This window comes from Mucilaginibacter pocheonensis (assembly GCF_031456535.1).
GTDB classification, from domain to species: Bacteria; Bacteroidota; Bacteroidia; order Sphingobacteriales; family Sphingobacteriaceae; genus Mucilaginibacter; species Mucilaginibacter pocheonensis.
This window is the reverse complement of sequence record NZ_JAVDUU010000003.1, coordinates 333,796-348,255: the sequence shown is the minus strand read 5'-3', so window position 1 is coordinate 348,255 and position 14,460 is coordinate 333,796. Positions and strand designations below refer to the sequence as shown.

The window sequence follows — 14,460 nt, the reverse complement described above, 5'->3', positions numbered from 1 at the left end:
GGCTAAAGCTTTAGCTCGTCAATCAGCAAGCTGGCTACCCGATCAACGGTTTGAAGAACTATTTCCTCGGCTGTGCCGGAGAAAACATCGCGCACAGCTATAGCCTTATTTTTAATTAATAAGTGAATAAATATGGTTCCTACAGGTTTTTCTTTTGTTTCGCTGCCGCCCGGCATAGTGAGCCCGGTTACAGCCACCTGTATATCGGCTTTCATGAAATGACTTAGCCGCTCTGCTAATTCCTTAGTAACTTCGGCCGATTCCGGTGTGTATTCTTCTACTATTTCCTGCGGCACTCCCAATATGTCTTGCTTAATACAGGCATCATAGCAAACAATTCCGCCTTTCAAAATATCGCCGCATTCTGGAATTAATGATAGTTCTGCAGATAAGCGACCCGCTGTGGCACTTTCAGCAAATGCAATGGTGAGTTTTTTTTCTTTTAATAATTGATGACAAGCAATTAACAGGTCTGATGGCATAGTTATCCGATTTATGCACTTAACAAATTAGTTCAAATAAAGGTTTTATTGTAATGCTACGTCTTACTTAAACACTAAAGTTTATTATTTGTTAATTAATTATTACCAAAATATTAACATAAAACCCATGGAATTAATTATAACCATTTTCGGGCAGGGTAAAGATCTGAATACCTTGCAAATGAGCTGCAGGGGAATTGTTGTTTTTATAATAGCCCTGATACTCATTCGGATATCAGGCCGGCGCTCATTTGGCATCCGCACGCCACTTGATAATATCATTTCCATATCCCTTGGCGCAATTTTAAGCCGGGCAATTGTAGGTGCCTCTGCATTTGTACCTGTCGTAGTTACTTGCTTTGTGGTAGTTGCACTACACAGGCTTTTGGGTTGGCTTATTGCACGTTACAAAATGTTTGGTCGAATTATAGAAGGTGATAAGATCGTTTTATATGAAAACGGCCGGTTTATATCCACTCATTTAAAAAGAGCGCTGGTTTGCCAGGAAGATGTTATGCAGGGTATCCGGAAATCCGCGTTGACCGAGGACCTGGAAAACATCGACAAAGTTTATATAGAACGCAATGGTGAGATCACCGCTATCAAAAAAAATAACTAATCAGTTACTTATAAGTAAACATGTTATTAATTTCAAGCTGTCCTATAAAACATCTTTTCTTAATCCTTTTTAGCCGGTGTCTCCAATGACATATCCACTGGGTTTATACTGATAATCAGCTTTGTTTCTTTTTTGCCGGAGTATAAGATTTTCTGGTTTTAAAGCCGGTCTGTTTTACCAAATGGTTTTCTTCAGCGGCGTCAATTGAGTGGGTGCGCGTAATGTCACCTTCTTTTTCAGCCAACTGCGCCAGTTCAGTATAAAACTGATGTAAACGATCCAGATCCTCTTCGCCAAGGCTTTCAATATTAACCATCCGGTTACTGGTGCCCTGGTGTGAGGCTATCAATTCGTTCAGTTTCATATGAACGGCTTTCGAATCTTTATTCTGTGATTTCTGGATCAGAAATACCATCAGGAAAGTTACAATAGTAGTACCGGTATTTATGACGAGTTGCCAAGTATCAGAATAATTGAATATTGGGCCGGTAACACCCCAAATTATAATTACGGACATGGCAATAATAAAAGCAGTTGAACTGCCGGTTGCCAAAGTGGCCCAGTCAGCAAACTTTTCGAACAAATTTTTTTTCTTTCTCATAAGGGTTCATACTCTGGATAAACTACACAAGACGAGTGCAAAAGTTTTATTCTATTTAAAAAAAAATCCTACAAGTTAATTTATAAAATTAAATTGCTATTTATTTAATTACAAACTAAAAAAAAGTAATTATTAATGTAGTGTGATTTATGCGAACTGCCTTTAAAACTCTACACCTTTAAAGGTCCTGGCAAAGTCCCTGGCTATTGCCGGCGATTGGCAAAGAGTTTGTATTCTTCAGGATATAAACATCTATACAAATATGGCAACATCAACAAAAAAGAATCCTGTTCAGGGGAACAGCGCTTTAAAAGAATTATTTACAGACGAATTAAAAGACATGCTTTGGGCCGAAAAACAATTAGTAAAAAGCCTTAAGAAATTATCAAAGTCAGCTACCGCTACGGAGTTAAAAGGTGCCTTTGATACTCACCTTACAGAAACCGAAGGCCATATTAGCCGTTTAGAGCAGGTATTTGAATCCATAGGTGAAAAGGCGACTGCCAAAAAGTGCGAGGCTATGGCTGGCTTAGCTAAAGAGGCGGAAGAACTGATTGAAAGCACTGACGCTGGAACCGAGGTTCGCGATGCTGCTCTAATATCTGCGGCTCAAAAATGTGAGCATTATGAAATCGCCTCATATGGCACTTTAAAAACACTGGCTGGAGTATTAGGTTATACTGATGCACAGGAACTGTTGAATCAAACCTTAACAGAAGAAAAAAATACTGATGAGCTGTTGACAAACCTGGCAGAGAATATTGTAAACGAAAGTGCCGCAAGCGAAACTAAATAAGTAAATTAATATCAGGACGGGCCTGATCAAGGTCCTCCTGATCCCTTCTTAAGCCTTCTTAAGTTCTAATAACTGGAAAGTTAAAAACCACGAGTTAAATAATGATTTCCAAAATTGCTTAACTCGCTTTGGTATCATTATTTCTGCGTAGGCCTAAAAGGCCTAATAAACCAATTAAACCCAGCAAACCCCAAAGACCATGGCCTTCTTCTGATGCCTGGTTATTTACTTTTGGGCTATCGATTGCCGACGCTGCTTTCGTACCCGTATCGCCAGTACTTGTGCTTCCAGAATCCTGTAAGGTACCGGTACCGGTTCCTGAAACCGTAGCCGCGCCGGGAGCTCCCTGGCTGGAGCCATTTCCTGCTCCTGCGCCATTGGCTTTTGTGGTTGAGGTATCTTTAACTGTTTGTGCGACTGTAGGAGTAGTAACACCAAGAAACATGGTTATTATCAGCACATTTGCTACATTTTTAAATACTTTCATAATTAAGTTGTAATATTAATATTTAACAATGGGTATGCCATTATTCCGCGTCCTGTCTAAATCAATAAACCGGTTGCTATTATTTTTCTTTTTTCCCAAATAATTTCCGGAGCTTGTTCTTTGCCTTTTCCAGGGGAGCGCGCTGTCTTTTTGTTAAATTTCTGCCTGCCCTGTTCTCATAAAAATTGAGCATAGACATTGCGCTTTGAAAAGGCGTGGTTTTTCGCCTGTCACTTTCTTCGGCAGAGTTTTTAAGAGATCTCGCAATTTCTTCCGGGTTTTTAGACTTAAAAATGCCGTTTTTCAGATCAAGTGCATCACTTTCTTTTGTCACCCTGGCCGACCATTTTCCAGTGCCTTTACCTTTTTTTGTTTTTGTGGCCATATGAATATAATTAAGTGTTAAAATTCTGTTTTATTTATCCCTGGTCGGCGTCATCCTCCAGTTCATCAGCGTTATATGTTTTTATTTCGCCCGATTCCAGCTTTACGGTTACCCGTTCTCCTAAAATATCCTCAACTATGCCTTCGCCATTGGGGGTGATCACCTTCTGACTCTTTTGAAATATTACATTCATTATTTTTATTTATTTAATATGTATAAAATATACACTAATTAATATTTAATAGCACAATATTTAAAACAACTGACTGTCGCCGTAGTTTTAAATAAATGAATATTGGTTTATCCTTTTAAGCTTGAAACAGGGTTAGGAATGCATAAATGAGGAGGTACCATGAACTTAAAACCCCAAAAGGTATTAACAGAAAAGGAAATACAAAAAGGTTTAAAAATAGTTATATGGGATGGCCTGACAACTGAAATCATGACCTCTTTTACAGGAGGTGCTTTTCTTACAGCTATGGCTTTGCTATTAGGTGCCAACAACGTGCAAATAGGTTTGTTGGCGGCTTTGCCAATGTTTACCAATATTTTTCAGCTCCTTTCCATATGGTTGGTTAGCAAATATAATAACAGGCGGGCTATAGCAGTTTACTGCGCGTTTCTGGCCAGGATTCCGCTCATTATTATTGGCTGCCAAATATGGTGGTTCTCCAGCGGATCAATCAATATACTGTTGTTTTTTTTATTCTTTTATTATCTTTTTGGTTCTATTGCCGGCCCCAGCTGGAATTCATGGATGAAAGACATGGTGCCCGAAAATATGCTGGGAGATTATTTTTCACGCCGTACCAGGTACACACAAATTTTAAATGTTGTTCAAAGTATTCTGCTGGCAATATTAGTGGATTTTATAAAAAACCGGTATAAACAATATGAGCTTACTACTTACGCTATATTTTTTACCATTGCCGGAGTAGCTGGCATTATTGGCGGGTACGTATTATCAAAAGCACCGGAACCGCAGTCTTATTTATCCAAGGCCAATATTTTATCCCTTTTTAAGCAACCACTTAAAAATACCAATTTCCGAAGGTTACTCATTTTTAATTCTGCGTGGGTTTTTGCGCTGAATATAGCAGCTCCTTTTTTTACAGTATTTATGATAAAAGACATGGGATTACCCATTTCCTATATTATAGCACTTTCCATGATCAGCCAGCTCGCCAGCATTTTAACTTTACGTATGTGGGGTATTTTTTCAGATCGATATAGCAATAAAAGCATCATTGCCCTCAGTGCGCCGCTTTATATTTTATGTATCATAGCCTGGTGTTTTGTAGGCATTTACTCCCATTTTTATGCCAATTTAGCCTTATTATTTATCATCCATGTAGGTAGTGGTATTGCTACAGGAGGTATCAACCTATCGCTTACTAATATCAGTTTAAAACTGGCGCCAAAGGCTAATGCAATTGTGTATCTGTCCGTTAATAATATCATTACCGCTTTATTTTCGTCTTTGGGGCCTATGACCGGAGGCCTGCTTGCTGATTTTTTTCTTAACCGACGCTTGTCAGTCACCGCACAATGGATCAGCCCTCATTTTAATAAAGTATTCAAGCTAATAGCTTTGCATGAGTGGAATTTCCTGTTTTTGATCAGTGCCCTGTTATCCCTTTTTGCTTTGGAATTTTTAGGCCGAATTAAGGAGACCGGAGAAGTGGAAAAGGATATTGTAAAAAGGATCATGCGTACCAGAATCAAAAGCAACTTAAAGGAGTATTTCCTCCTGGGAAATATCATCAGTATACATGACCAATTGAGAGCTATTATAAGAAAAAAAAGGTACCCGGTTAGCAACAAGCAAGATAAGGTAAGTTAGGTAATGAAACTCAATATTTGATTTGCTATTATTAAATAAAGTATCCTAATATAATATTAATGCCTTTTCTTGTTGATATAATAAATCGTTAAAGTATATTTTATAAATTAAAAATTAAACAAATTGAAAATCGAGCGGTTTATTAATTATGAAAACATTAACCAGATTAGCTATAGAAATCACCCTAATAATTAGCGTAACCGCTTGTGACAGCAATCGCAATAGTAACACTAAACTTCACAACTCGGTTGATACAACCAGCAGCAATAAAGCCGGGGGACCGGCAATAAGAGATACAGCAACAATTACCCAACAAAGGAAAGACTCATTGAACGGTAAAAGTGATACTACCGCCAATGGAAATGTTAAGCCAAGCGGGCGACAGTAAACAATGAAGAGGTTGTTCTGATATAGAACAACCTCTTTTTAGAATATATAATAAACGGATATTATTTTACCTTGTTATGGATCTTTTGAATAGCGGCAAGGTGCATTTTTAACGTAGGTAATGTTTTAATGGCAAACGCTTTTAATTCAGGGTCTGTTAAATTTTTACCTGCGTCTTCAAATTCTTTTATATCTTTTTTATGATCCTCTAACATATTTTCTACATAGGCCTTATCAAACTCAGCACCTGATTTGGCAGCTAATTTATCCTTTGCTTCTTGTTCGTCTTTACCAAGAGTGGCGGGCAAAGTGATATTTTTGTTTTTGGCCAGCGACATTAGCTCTTCATTAGCCTTTGAATGATCGTTAACCATCATCCCGCCAAAGTCTTTTACCGCCTGGCTCGTTCCTTTTTCCTGGGCCAGCTTACCAAGCTCTACTTCGGCCATTCCGCCATTGGCAGCATTCACTGCAAACTCTGAGTTTTCTTTACTTACCGTAAGTCCAGCCGCAGAAGTTGTAGCGGTATCGTTCTTTGACGAATCTTTAGCCTGATTAGTACTATCAGCAAAAGCTTTACTGTCCTTTTGAGTGTTTCCTCCACAGCTTTGAAGCACTCCGGCTGCTATAGCAACCGACATGATTAAATTTAATGTTTTCATCATTATATATTTTTCTAAAAAACTTGTTATACCACTGATTAACAAACTGATAATGAAATTGGTTTTTGTTCATTGTTAACTTATCAAAGTCACCAATACATGCTGCAAATAGTATTAAATGTTGTGTTTCATATTATCTGTATAGGCGATTAGGTATAAATCGAAATATTATTTTTAACTCCCTCATTTAGCCTCCAAATAATATTGTTTTAATAAAAAGAACTAAGATATGCCAAGCCAACATGTTTTTTAATTAATTATTTTTCGTAAAACTATAATTTATTTCCCATGTTATTTCAAATATAAATGCGGCCTTATTAAATTATATGACCAACAAAACTTTTTCAACAAAAAACAGAATAATATCAAATAACTTTTATAAGCACCTGAATCTATGTATGTATTAGGAATAAATGCGGCTTTTCATGACTCCGCTGCATGTATATTAAAAGATGGAAAATTATTGGCCGCAACAGAAGAAGAGCGCTTTACACATTTTAAACATGGTAAGCGTCCCGTTCCTTTTTCAACCTGGGAATTACCCTTTCACGCTATCGACTACTGTTTAAAAATGGCCGGCATTCACTTAAGTGAGGTTGATCATGTGGCATATTCATTTGATCCATATATTCTTTTAGGTGAAAAATATACTGGTCGTACCTCGATAGAAATTCCTTTGGAACCTGGTGATGATACCATAAACGCCGACTGGCAAAATCCCTGGGATCCTCTGTTTTTGACTTCAATAGTGAATGCCCCCTTACAGTTGGTTGATGGTTATCCACATCATCTGCAAAAGCGGTTTACAGGTACATCAGTAAATGATTTTCAATGGCATTTTGTTGAACATCACATTGCACATGCTGCCAGCGCGTTCCATTGCTCTCCATTTGCACGGGCCGCGGTATTAACCATGGACGGACGCGGAGAAAAAGCCACCACTACCTATAATTTAGGCAACGGCAATCAGCTCACGAGGATTGGTCAGGTAAACATGCCCCATTCGCTGGGTTTACTATATGAGCAGGTAACAACACATTTAGGCTTTTTGCATTCATCAGATGAGTATAAGGTTATGGCGCTGGCATCATACGGCAAACCCGCATTCGTCAATGATTTCAGGGAAATGATACAGCTTGGAGATAATGGACGATATACCGTTAGTAATCGACGCCTGGAACAGCGCTTTGGCCCGCCCCGGCTGCGGCATGAGGAATTTACAGCACATCATTTTAATATAGCGCATTCCCTGCAACTGGTTCTTGAAGAAACCGTTTTAAACATCACCAAATGGCTGCATTCGGTCACCGGCGAAGAAAACCTTTGTATGGCCGGCGGTGTGGCGCTTAATTGCGTACTTAACGGTCGTATCCGCCAGCAGGGATTATTTAAAAATATATGGGTACAACCAGCCTCCGGCGATGATGGTACCGCCCTGGGAGCAGCCTTATGGATCGATACGGGGCAAAGAAAAAGCGATGTTAAGGATTTTATTATGGATCATGCCTACTGGGGGCCTGAATATACTGACGAAGAAATTGAAAAATTTATCAATTGGGCTAAAATACCCTATAAAAAGCTAACGAATATAGCAGAGGAAACCGCAGGTATATTGGTAAAAAACAAAATAATAGGCTGGTATCAGGGACGCATGGAATATGGACCAAGGGCGTTAGGAAGCAGGTCCATACTGGCGTCGCCAATTAGTACAGATATGCAGCAGAGACTAAATGAGGTAAAGGATCGCGAAGATTTTCGGCCGGTTGCCCCGGTGGTGCTTGAAGAAGAAGCCGGCAACTGGTTTGAGGGTGCGGGTTACTCCCCTTTTATGCTGTTTGTATATAATGTTAAACCCGAAAAGGCCGATAAGATTCCAGCTGTAAGGCATGTAGATGGCACGGCACGCATTCAAACCATCAACCGGGCCCAGCATCCTGCCTATTATGACCTGTTGAAGGCTTTTCAACAAAAAACAGGAGTACCTGTGTTAGTCAATACGTCATTCAATACTTTGAGCAAGCCGATAGTCTGCTCGCCGAGGGATGCTATTGAGTGTTTCTGGACATCACCATTTGATGCTTTGGTCATAGGATCATATTTAATTGAAAAATGAACAATATAAAAATATCGGTAGTTATACCAACTTACAACAGGCCCATATTACTGCAAAAGTGTCTGCAGGCCCTGGCTATGCAGAGATTAAATAAAGACCAATATGAAATTATTGTGGTAAGCGATGGGCCTGATAGCAAAACAGAAAGGCTGCTTAATACCTGGATTAAAAGACGAAGATCCTTAAATATCAAATACTTTAGCTTATTCACAAAAAAAGGACCGGCCGCCGCGCGTAACTATGGCTGGCTAAACGCCCGCGGGCATTTAGTTGCTTTTACTGATGACGATTGCGTTCCAGATAAAAACTGGTTGTCGGCCTATCTAAAAAGCTACAGAACAGGAGATAAAGTTGCTTTTACAGGTAAAACCACCGTTCCGGTGCCAAATCAGCCAACTGATCATGAACTAAACACATCGGGCCTTCAATTTGCTGATTTTATTACCGCTAATTGTTGCTGTCCAAAAGGTGTGTTAAAAATGATTGGAGGATTTGATGAGCGGTTCACTATGGCATGGCGGGAAGATAGTGATCTGCAATTTAAACTCATTAATGAGGGTGTCGAAATAATTAAGGTTGAAACTGCGCAGGTTGTGCACCCGGTTAGGAAAGCGCCATGGGGAGTGAGCATTAAAGACCAAAAAAAAACCATGTTCAATGCCTTGCTATATAAAAAACATCCCTGGCTATACCGAAAAAAAATACAATCCAGGCCACCTTTTCAATATTATTTCATGATTGGAGGCGCTGGGCTGGCATTTGCAGGGCTTGTGGCAACATCTATCCCATTAATCGCCGTGGGAGGGTTAATTTGGGCAGGGTTCACAGGCTCTTTTATAAAAAAAAGATTATCAGCCACAGCAAAAACAACAAGACACATATCAGAAATGATCGTCACCTCAGTAGTTATACCCTTTTTATCTATTTTTTGGCAATTGTATGGAGCTGTTAAATACCGCGTATTATTTATTTAAAACATGAAATTACCCGCCGATATTCAATCGATCATTATTTTCCGCGCCCTCCAGTTAGGCGATATGTTATGTGTTATGCCTGCCGTACGGGCACTGAAATGTGCCTACCCTAATGCAAGGATCACCCTGGCCGGCATGCCCTGGGCGTCTTCATTCACCAAAAGATTTTCTAAATATTTTGACGACTTTATTTGGTTTCCAGGCTATCCGGGCTTACCTGAGCAGCAGTTAAATCCAGCAGAATTTACAAGCTTCCTGTCAACCGTTCAGGAAAGGCAATATGACCTGGCCATACAAATGCAAGGCAATGGATCAATAGTGAACCCGATGATCGAACTATGGGGTGCCAGAATTACCGCAGGATATTTTAAGAAGGACGATTATGCGCCCAATGGCGATTACTTTATGGAGTACCCGGACTATGGATCGGAAATTGACAGGCATTTGCAACTCATGAATTTTTTGGGGATTCCCTTACAAGGAAATGAATTGGAATTTCCGCTTACTGTTGAGGACGAGGATGATTATAAAGCACTTGATGTGCAAACTGAGGTAAAAAAATATATTTGTGTTCATCCCGGCTCACGCGGTGCATGGCGACAATGGCCAACAGCACATTTTGCAAAACTTGCAGATTATTGTGCTTCGTGCGGCTTTAAAGTTATAATTACAGGAACCCAGCAAGAGCTTGATATTGTAAACAACGTTATCAGTCAAATGAAACGCCCGGCCGTTAATTTAGCCGGAAAAACCAGCCTGGGGGCAATAGGCATATTAATTAAAAATGCTTATGCACTGATATCCAACTGCACAGGCGTATCGCATATTGCGGCTGCCTTTAAAACACCAAGCATTGTGATCAGCATGGATGGAGAACCGGAAAGATGGGGACCTATAAACACGGATCTGCATTATACCATTAATTGGCTGGCCCGACCAGATTTTGATATGGTATTTCGTAAAACCATGCAAATACTTAGCTAATAACTCCTGGCTTTACACTGGTTGACACATGCGTACCAAAGGTTATCAATTCCTTCATAGCATCTATAATATTGTCTTCTGTTGGCATTTCAACCGGTTTGTTAAATAATTTATCGTTTACAAAACGGATTACTTCGTTCTTACTTTGGGCGGCCTCCGGAACATCAAATGGCAGTACTTTACATACAGAGCGCCACGGCGTGTGTTGTGGATTAGTCAACGCATACAATACAACAACAGCAGTACCAACCGCGGCCGCAATATGCGCGGTTGCTGTATTTACTGATAAAACAATTGGCGCTTTACCAATCAACAAAACAAATTCATCAATATTAAAAAGACCACCGGCCGAAAAGCTGCCAGTACCTATCGCATTTTCCAATTGATCTGTTAAAGCTTTTTCAGTGACAGAACCTGTTAAAATCAATTGGTAACCTAACTCATCGATGATTTTTTTACCCGTAGAAACCCACTTTTCGAGAGCAAATTGCCTTTTTTCTTCACTCACTCCGGCATGCAATATCATCCATTTTTTTCCGATATCTACCCCTATCCTACCCAACTTTTGTTCAACCACCGCCCATAATTCATAATTTTGTTGTAAAAAGAGGCTTTCATTTTTTGTGAATGCGCCAACAGTGGCAACTAAGCTGAGATCCCGCCATACCTGATGTTTAATAATGGAGTAAGGTTCTTTGTCTGGCACCCATTCTGTCAGCAATTGATAAGGGTTTTCCCGGCAATAAGCCAATCTTTTAGGTATCCCTGCCATGTAGGCAATCATCGCAGATGGCAGAGGATTCTGGCTGTAAACGGTAAAAATTACAGCCGCATCAAACTTACGCCCCTTTACCTCTTCAATAATTTCGTTAAATACATAGGTTTTATGAACTAATTTTGTTTTAATCCAGGGTACGTCAAATATAATTACATCGTCTATCTCGGGCATGTTTTTGGCAATACCGACTGCCATTGATGAGGTTAACACGGTAATTCGTGCATCAAAACTCTCTTTTAATGCACGAATTGCCGGCCCCGACATAATCAGATCTCCCATATTATCAGGGCGGATGCACAATATATTCTTACAACCTAACCAGCTGTTCATCTTTTTTTATAGTGGATATAATATAATCTGCCGCCATATTTATGTTTTTGATTGTAGCCGCGGGCTGCCGCATTTCGTTATAGATCCATTCCGTTTCATTCCCATTATCAATTAATATACTCCTGCAGCCTGCCCTGTTGCCTGCCTCCACATCATTTAGTATGTCGCCAATCATCCAGGAAGCCTGTAAATCAATGGCTAAGTCCTTTGCCGCTTTTAAAAGCAAACCGGGCTGGGGTTTACGGCAATTGCATGATATGGCATATGGTTTAACCTTCCCGTCAGGATGATGCGGGCAATAATAAAACCCGTTCAGGATAATGTCATGGGCATACAGCATCATCTTTATTTTATGCTCAACGGCTGATAACTTATCCTTGTCAAAATAACCGTGCGCAATACCTGACTGATTACTAACAATAACAAGCAAATAACCGTGCTGCTGTAAACGTTTTAATCCCCTAACACAGTCTTTACTTAGTGTCACCTTTTCAGGATTAACGTTGTAGGCAACGTCAACGATCAAAGTACCGTCTTTGTCCAAAAAAATCGCCTTTTTCATGCTGCTTTTGTATCCTTATTGGATGAATTTGATATAATCATGTTGTTTTTAACATTTAAACTGATCATTTTTTGATAAAGTGAACTCATTTTATGAGCTACGCTCTCCCAGGTGAAATGTTGGTTCACCCTCTTGATGGCATTCATGCTTAACCGCGCAAGCTTGTCCTGATCAAAGGCCAGTTCATTAATTTTTTCGGCCAGCTGATCCGGATCATTGGCGTTAACCAAGGCTCCGGTTTCGCCGTCAATAACGGTATATTTTATTCCGCCAACGTTTGAACCGATCACCGGCGTTCCGCAGGCCATGGCCTCCAGGGGGGTTATACCAAATGGCTCATACCAGGGCGTGGTTATAAACACATCAGCCGCCGCGTAGTAAAATTTAAGCTTATCCCTCCCCTGGCGCCCGGCGAAATGAATATCATCCAGAATATCGCCTTCAGCGGCTATTTTTTTTAGGCGGGCTATCTCCGGGCAACTATCCAGATCGGCTTCGCCGCCTACTATGACCAGCCGGGCACGCTTGCCAAGCATTTTCAGTTTGGCTATGCCTTTTATTACATTATCAACTCCTTTGCGCGGCACCATGCGGCCCAATTGCAGTAAAACAGGTACATCGGCCTGCAGGTTCAAAAATTTGCGGGCCAGGCCCTTATTTATAGGGTAAAACTCGCGCTCGCTAAAACCACAGGGGATAATCACTATTTTTTCGGGCTCGATCTGGTAATGCTGCAGCAGATCGTCCCTGTCTTGCGGGCACTCTGCAATTACATAATCGGCCTTGCGGGCTACCTCTTTTTCAATATCCACCCGCTCCGGCGGAAAACGGTCATTGCTCCCCTGGTAAATGGTACGGATATACCCCAGCGCGTGGAAGGTTACCACATAAGGGATATCCAGCGTCTCTTTTATTTGCGCCGCAACCACTGCCGACATGAAAAAATTAGCATGTATCAGGTCATAATTAATGTGTTGCTCTTCCATAAAGGCCAGCATATTTGTACCAAACTCATCCATGTAAGGCAATAGTTCCTCTTTAGGTACCTGTTTTTTGGGGCCGGCGTTAACGTGTATAACCCGTATGCCGGGCCGCCAGTTAACCACCTCCTTTTGCATGTGGTCATCACGGCGGGTATAAATGTCAATATGGTAGCCGTGTTTTGTCAGGAACTGGGCAAGCTGCGACACGTACACGTTTTGCCCCCCGGTATCAACGCCGCCCAGGCTGGCCAGCGGCGATGCGTGCTCACTGATAAATGCAATTTTAAACATAGGATATTTCATAGTGTAGATAGTTTTACTTAAGCTGATTTTAATAACCGATCCTTCGTGACCAGTTGGAATAATAACTCCCAGTCGCGCACAAAACGCCGTATGCTAAAGCGCTCCATTGCCACGGCCTGGCCATTAGCCCCTATCTGCATGGCCAGTTTCGGATCGTCAATAAGTTCTTTCATTTGCCTGATCAGGAAATCAGGGTCGGTATGTACAAAACCCGAGTAGCCGTTATCAATTACAGTCGCAAGCTCTGTAGTGGCAAGCCCAACCACCGGCATACCCATTATCATTGCTTCGCAAATGGCAAGGCCCAGGCTGGTATACCTTATGGGGTTAAAAAAGAAACGGTACTGGCTTATAAATTCTGGGAGTTGCGGGTGCAGGATCTCGCCAAGGCCATATTCGCCTGTTCCCATCCCCACCAGGTCAATAGGGATATGTTTACGTACTTCCTTAAATATATCAAAGCCAAGTAAACGCCCGCGCTTGGGCAGGTTATTGATCACCACTATCCCTTTATTTATTTTACCGGTGTATTTAACCTTGGGCAAGGTTACGCCATGTTCAATAACCGTGGTATGCACATTGCCGTTATCCCACATCAGTTTATTAAAATGGGTAACATGTACAAATACCACCTCAGGGTCGTTCATTACGTGCCGCGTATCTGTAGGGTGCCCACGCGGCGGGTCATGCTCTAAATAAACACGCGGCAACGCGCGCTGCGCGGCTGATAATATTTCATATTGATCAAACAAATAATTTTGATTGGTTTGAAACAATATGCAGTCAAACTCCATATTTTTCACTTCATCGGCAGGTACTTCAATTACATTGCTGCCAAAAGGGAAAGTTTTACCGCGGCCATAATAGCCTTCGGTTTTAACCGTTTTTACAGGTATATAAATATTATAATCGCCTTGTGACAGATAATATAAATAGCTGCCGTGAATATGCCAGGTAAAAATGTTTATTTTTCGTTTCATGATTGTTAATTAACTACTAATTAACACCGAAAGAAGCGCTTGGTTTATCGGTTCATAACCGTTTGTGACAAAATGATCATTAATATTTTTAATTTAAATTAATTAAAATATTAATAATCAGTTTATTAACATTTTAAACCGTGTTTAATTTGTTTGGTTTATGCGTAGTTTTAACATTTAAAAAGAGTATT

General features: G+C 40.5%; 17 protein-coding genes. 7 read left to right on the top strand and 10 right to left on the bottom strand.

Going from position 1 to position 14,460, the window contains the following annotated elements; translation table 11 throughout:
- Nucleotides 1–2: 2 nt before the first annotated feature.
- Complete coding sequence (locus J2W55_RS14900) at nucleotides 3–482, bottom strand: CinA family protein (RefSeq protein WP_310097035.1); 480 nt, start codon at nucleotides 480–482, stop codon at nucleotides 3–5.
- A 127-nt stretch (nucleotides 483–609) separates the two neighbouring features.
- On the opposite strand from J2W55_RS14900, the gene J2W55_RS14895 reads away from it, so the two are divergent.
- Nucleotides 610–1,101, top strand: coding sequence for a DUF421 domain-containing protein (locus J2W55_RS14895; protein WP_310097032.1), 492 nt, complete (start codon nucleotides 610–612; stop codon nucleotides 1,099–1,101).
- 115 nt (nucleotides 1,102–1,216) lie between these two features.
- Here the strand turns inward: J2W55_RS14895 and J2W55_RS14890 are convergent, their stop codons facing one another.
- Nucleotides 1,217–1,702: a low affinity iron permease family protein gene (locus J2W55_RS14890; RefSeq protein ID WP_310097030.1), complete on the bottom strand. Its 486-nt coding sequence runs from the start codon at nucleotides 1,700–1,702 to the stop codon at nucleotides 1,217–1,219.
- A gap of 262 nt (nucleotides 1,703–1,964) precedes the next feature.
- On the opposite strand from J2W55_RS14890, the gene J2W55_RS14885 reads away from it, so the two are divergent.
- Nucleotides 1,965–2,498, top strand: a complete 534-nt coding sequence (locus tag J2W55_RS14885; protein WP_310097027.1) for a YciE/YciF ferroxidase family protein — start codon at nucleotides 1,965–1,967, stop codon at nucleotides 2,496–2,498.
- 118 nt (nucleotides 2,499–2,616) lie between these two features.
- Here the strand turns inward: J2W55_RS14885 and J2W55_RS14880 are convergent, their stop codons facing one another.
- The 3 genes from J2W55_RS14880 to J2W55_RS14870 form a co-directional block, all read right to left on the bottom strand.
- Nucleotides 2,617–2,985, bottom strand: a complete 369-nt coding sequence (locus J2W55_RS14880) for a hypothetical protein (RefSeq protein WP_310097025.1) — start codon at nucleotides 2,983–2,985, stop codon at nucleotides 2,617–2,619.
- Between the two features lie 79 nt (nucleotides 2,986–3,064).
- Nucleotides 3,065–3,370, bottom strand: coding sequence for a DUF3175 domain-containing protein (locus J2W55_RS14875; RefSeq protein ID WP_310097022.1), 306 nt, complete (start codon nucleotides 3,368–3,370; stop codon nucleotides 3,065–3,067).
- Between the two features lie 34 nt (nucleotides 3,371–3,404).
- Nucleotides 3,405–3,563 (bottom strand): hypothetical protein, encoded by a 159-nt coding sequence (locus J2W55_RS14870; protein WP_310097019.1) that lies wholly within the window; start codon nucleotides 3,561–3,563, stop codon nucleotides 3,405–3,407.
- A gap of 159 nt (nucleotides 3,564–3,722) precedes the next feature.
- Between J2W55_RS14870 and J2W55_RS14865 the strand changes: the two genes are divergently transcribed.
- Nucleotides 3,723–5,213: an MFS transporter gene (locus J2W55_RS14865; RefSeq protein ID WP_310097016.1), complete on the top strand. Its 1,491-nt coding sequence runs from the start codon at nucleotides 3,723–3,725 to the stop codon at nucleotides 5,211–5,213.
- A gap of 148 nt (nucleotides 5,214–5,361) precedes the next feature.
- Nucleotides 5,362–5,601 carry a hypothetical protein gene (locus tag J2W55_RS14860; RefSeq protein ID WP_310097013.1) on the top strand — a complete coding sequence of 80 codons (240 nt, stop codon included), beginning with the start codon at nucleotides 5,362–5,364 and terminating at the stop codon, nucleotides 5,599–5,601.
- Between the two features lie 61 nt (nucleotides 5,602–5,662).
- On the opposite strand, the gene J2W55_RS14855 is transcribed toward J2W55_RS14860, so the two are convergent.
- Nucleotides 5,663–6,265 (bottom strand): DUF4142 domain-containing protein, encoded by a 603-nt coding sequence (locus J2W55_RS14855; protein ID WP_310097010.1) that lies wholly within the window; start codon nucleotides 6,263–6,265, stop codon nucleotides 5,663–5,665.
- Nucleotides 6,266–6,656: 391 nt separating this feature from the next.
- On the opposite strand from J2W55_RS14855, the gene J2W55_RS14850 reads away from it, so the two are divergent.
- The 3 genes from J2W55_RS14850 to J2W55_RS14840 are packed head-to-tail and all read left to right on the top strand — an operon-like array spanning nucleotide 6,657 to nucleotide 10,333.
- Nucleotides 6,657–8,375, top strand: a complete 1,719-nt coding sequence (locus J2W55_RS14850; protein ID WP_310097007.1) for a carbamoyltransferase family protein — start codon at nucleotides 6,657–6,659, stop codon at nucleotides 8,373–8,375.
- Nucleotides 8,372–9,349 (top strand): glycosyltransferase family 2 protein, encoded by a 978-nt coding sequence (locus tag J2W55_RS14845; RefSeq protein WP_310097004.1) that lies wholly within the window; start codon nucleotides 8,372–8,374, stop codon nucleotides 9,347–9,349. Before J2W55_RS14850 ends, J2W55_RS14845 begins: the two co-directional genes overlap by 4 nt.
- Nucleotides 9,350–9,352: 3 nt before the next feature.
- Entirely contained in the window at nucleotides 9,353–10,333 is a 981-nt protein-coding gene (locus tag J2W55_RS14840) for a glycosyltransferase family 9 protein (protein WP_310097001.1), read from the top strand.
- Here the strand turns inward: J2W55_RS14840 and J2W55_RS14835 are convergent.
- Genes J2W55_RS14835 through J2W55_RS14820 form a run of 4 tightly spaced genes read right to left on the bottom strand, consistent with a single transcriptional unit; the run spans nucleotide 10,326 to nucleotide 14,269 of the window.
- Nucleotides 10,326–11,390, bottom strand: a complete 1,065-nt coding sequence (locus tag J2W55_RS14835; protein WP_310096999.1) for a glycosyltransferase family 9 protein — start codon at nucleotides 11,388–11,390, stop codon at nucleotides 10,326–10,328. The genes J2W55_RS14840 and J2W55_RS14835 overlap by 8 nt on opposite strands.
- A gap of 28 nt (nucleotides 11,391–11,418) precedes the next feature.
- On the bottom strand, nucleotides 11,419–12,003 hold the full coding sequence (locus J2W55_RS14830; protein ID WP_310096998.1) for a D-glycero-alpha-D-manno-heptose-1,7-bisphosphate 7-phosphatase: 585 nt from the start codon (nucleotides 12,001–12,003) through the stop codon (nucleotides 11,419–11,421).
- On the bottom strand, nucleotides 12,000–13,289 hold the full coding sequence (locus tag J2W55_RS14825) for a glycosyltransferase family 4 protein (RefSeq protein WP_310096995.1): 1,290 nt from the start codon (nucleotides 13,287–13,289) through the stop codon (nucleotides 12,000–12,002). The genes J2W55_RS14830 and J2W55_RS14825 overlap by 4 nt, the downstream gene beginning before the upstream one ends.
- Before the next feature lie 17 nt (nucleotides 13,290–13,306).
- A complete protein-coding gene (locus J2W55_RS14820) occupies nucleotides 13,307–14,269 on the bottom strand; it encodes a glycosyltransferase family 4 protein (RefSeq protein WP_310096992.1) in 963 nt (320 codons plus the stop codon).
- Nucleotides 14,270–14,460: the final 191 nt, after the last annotated feature.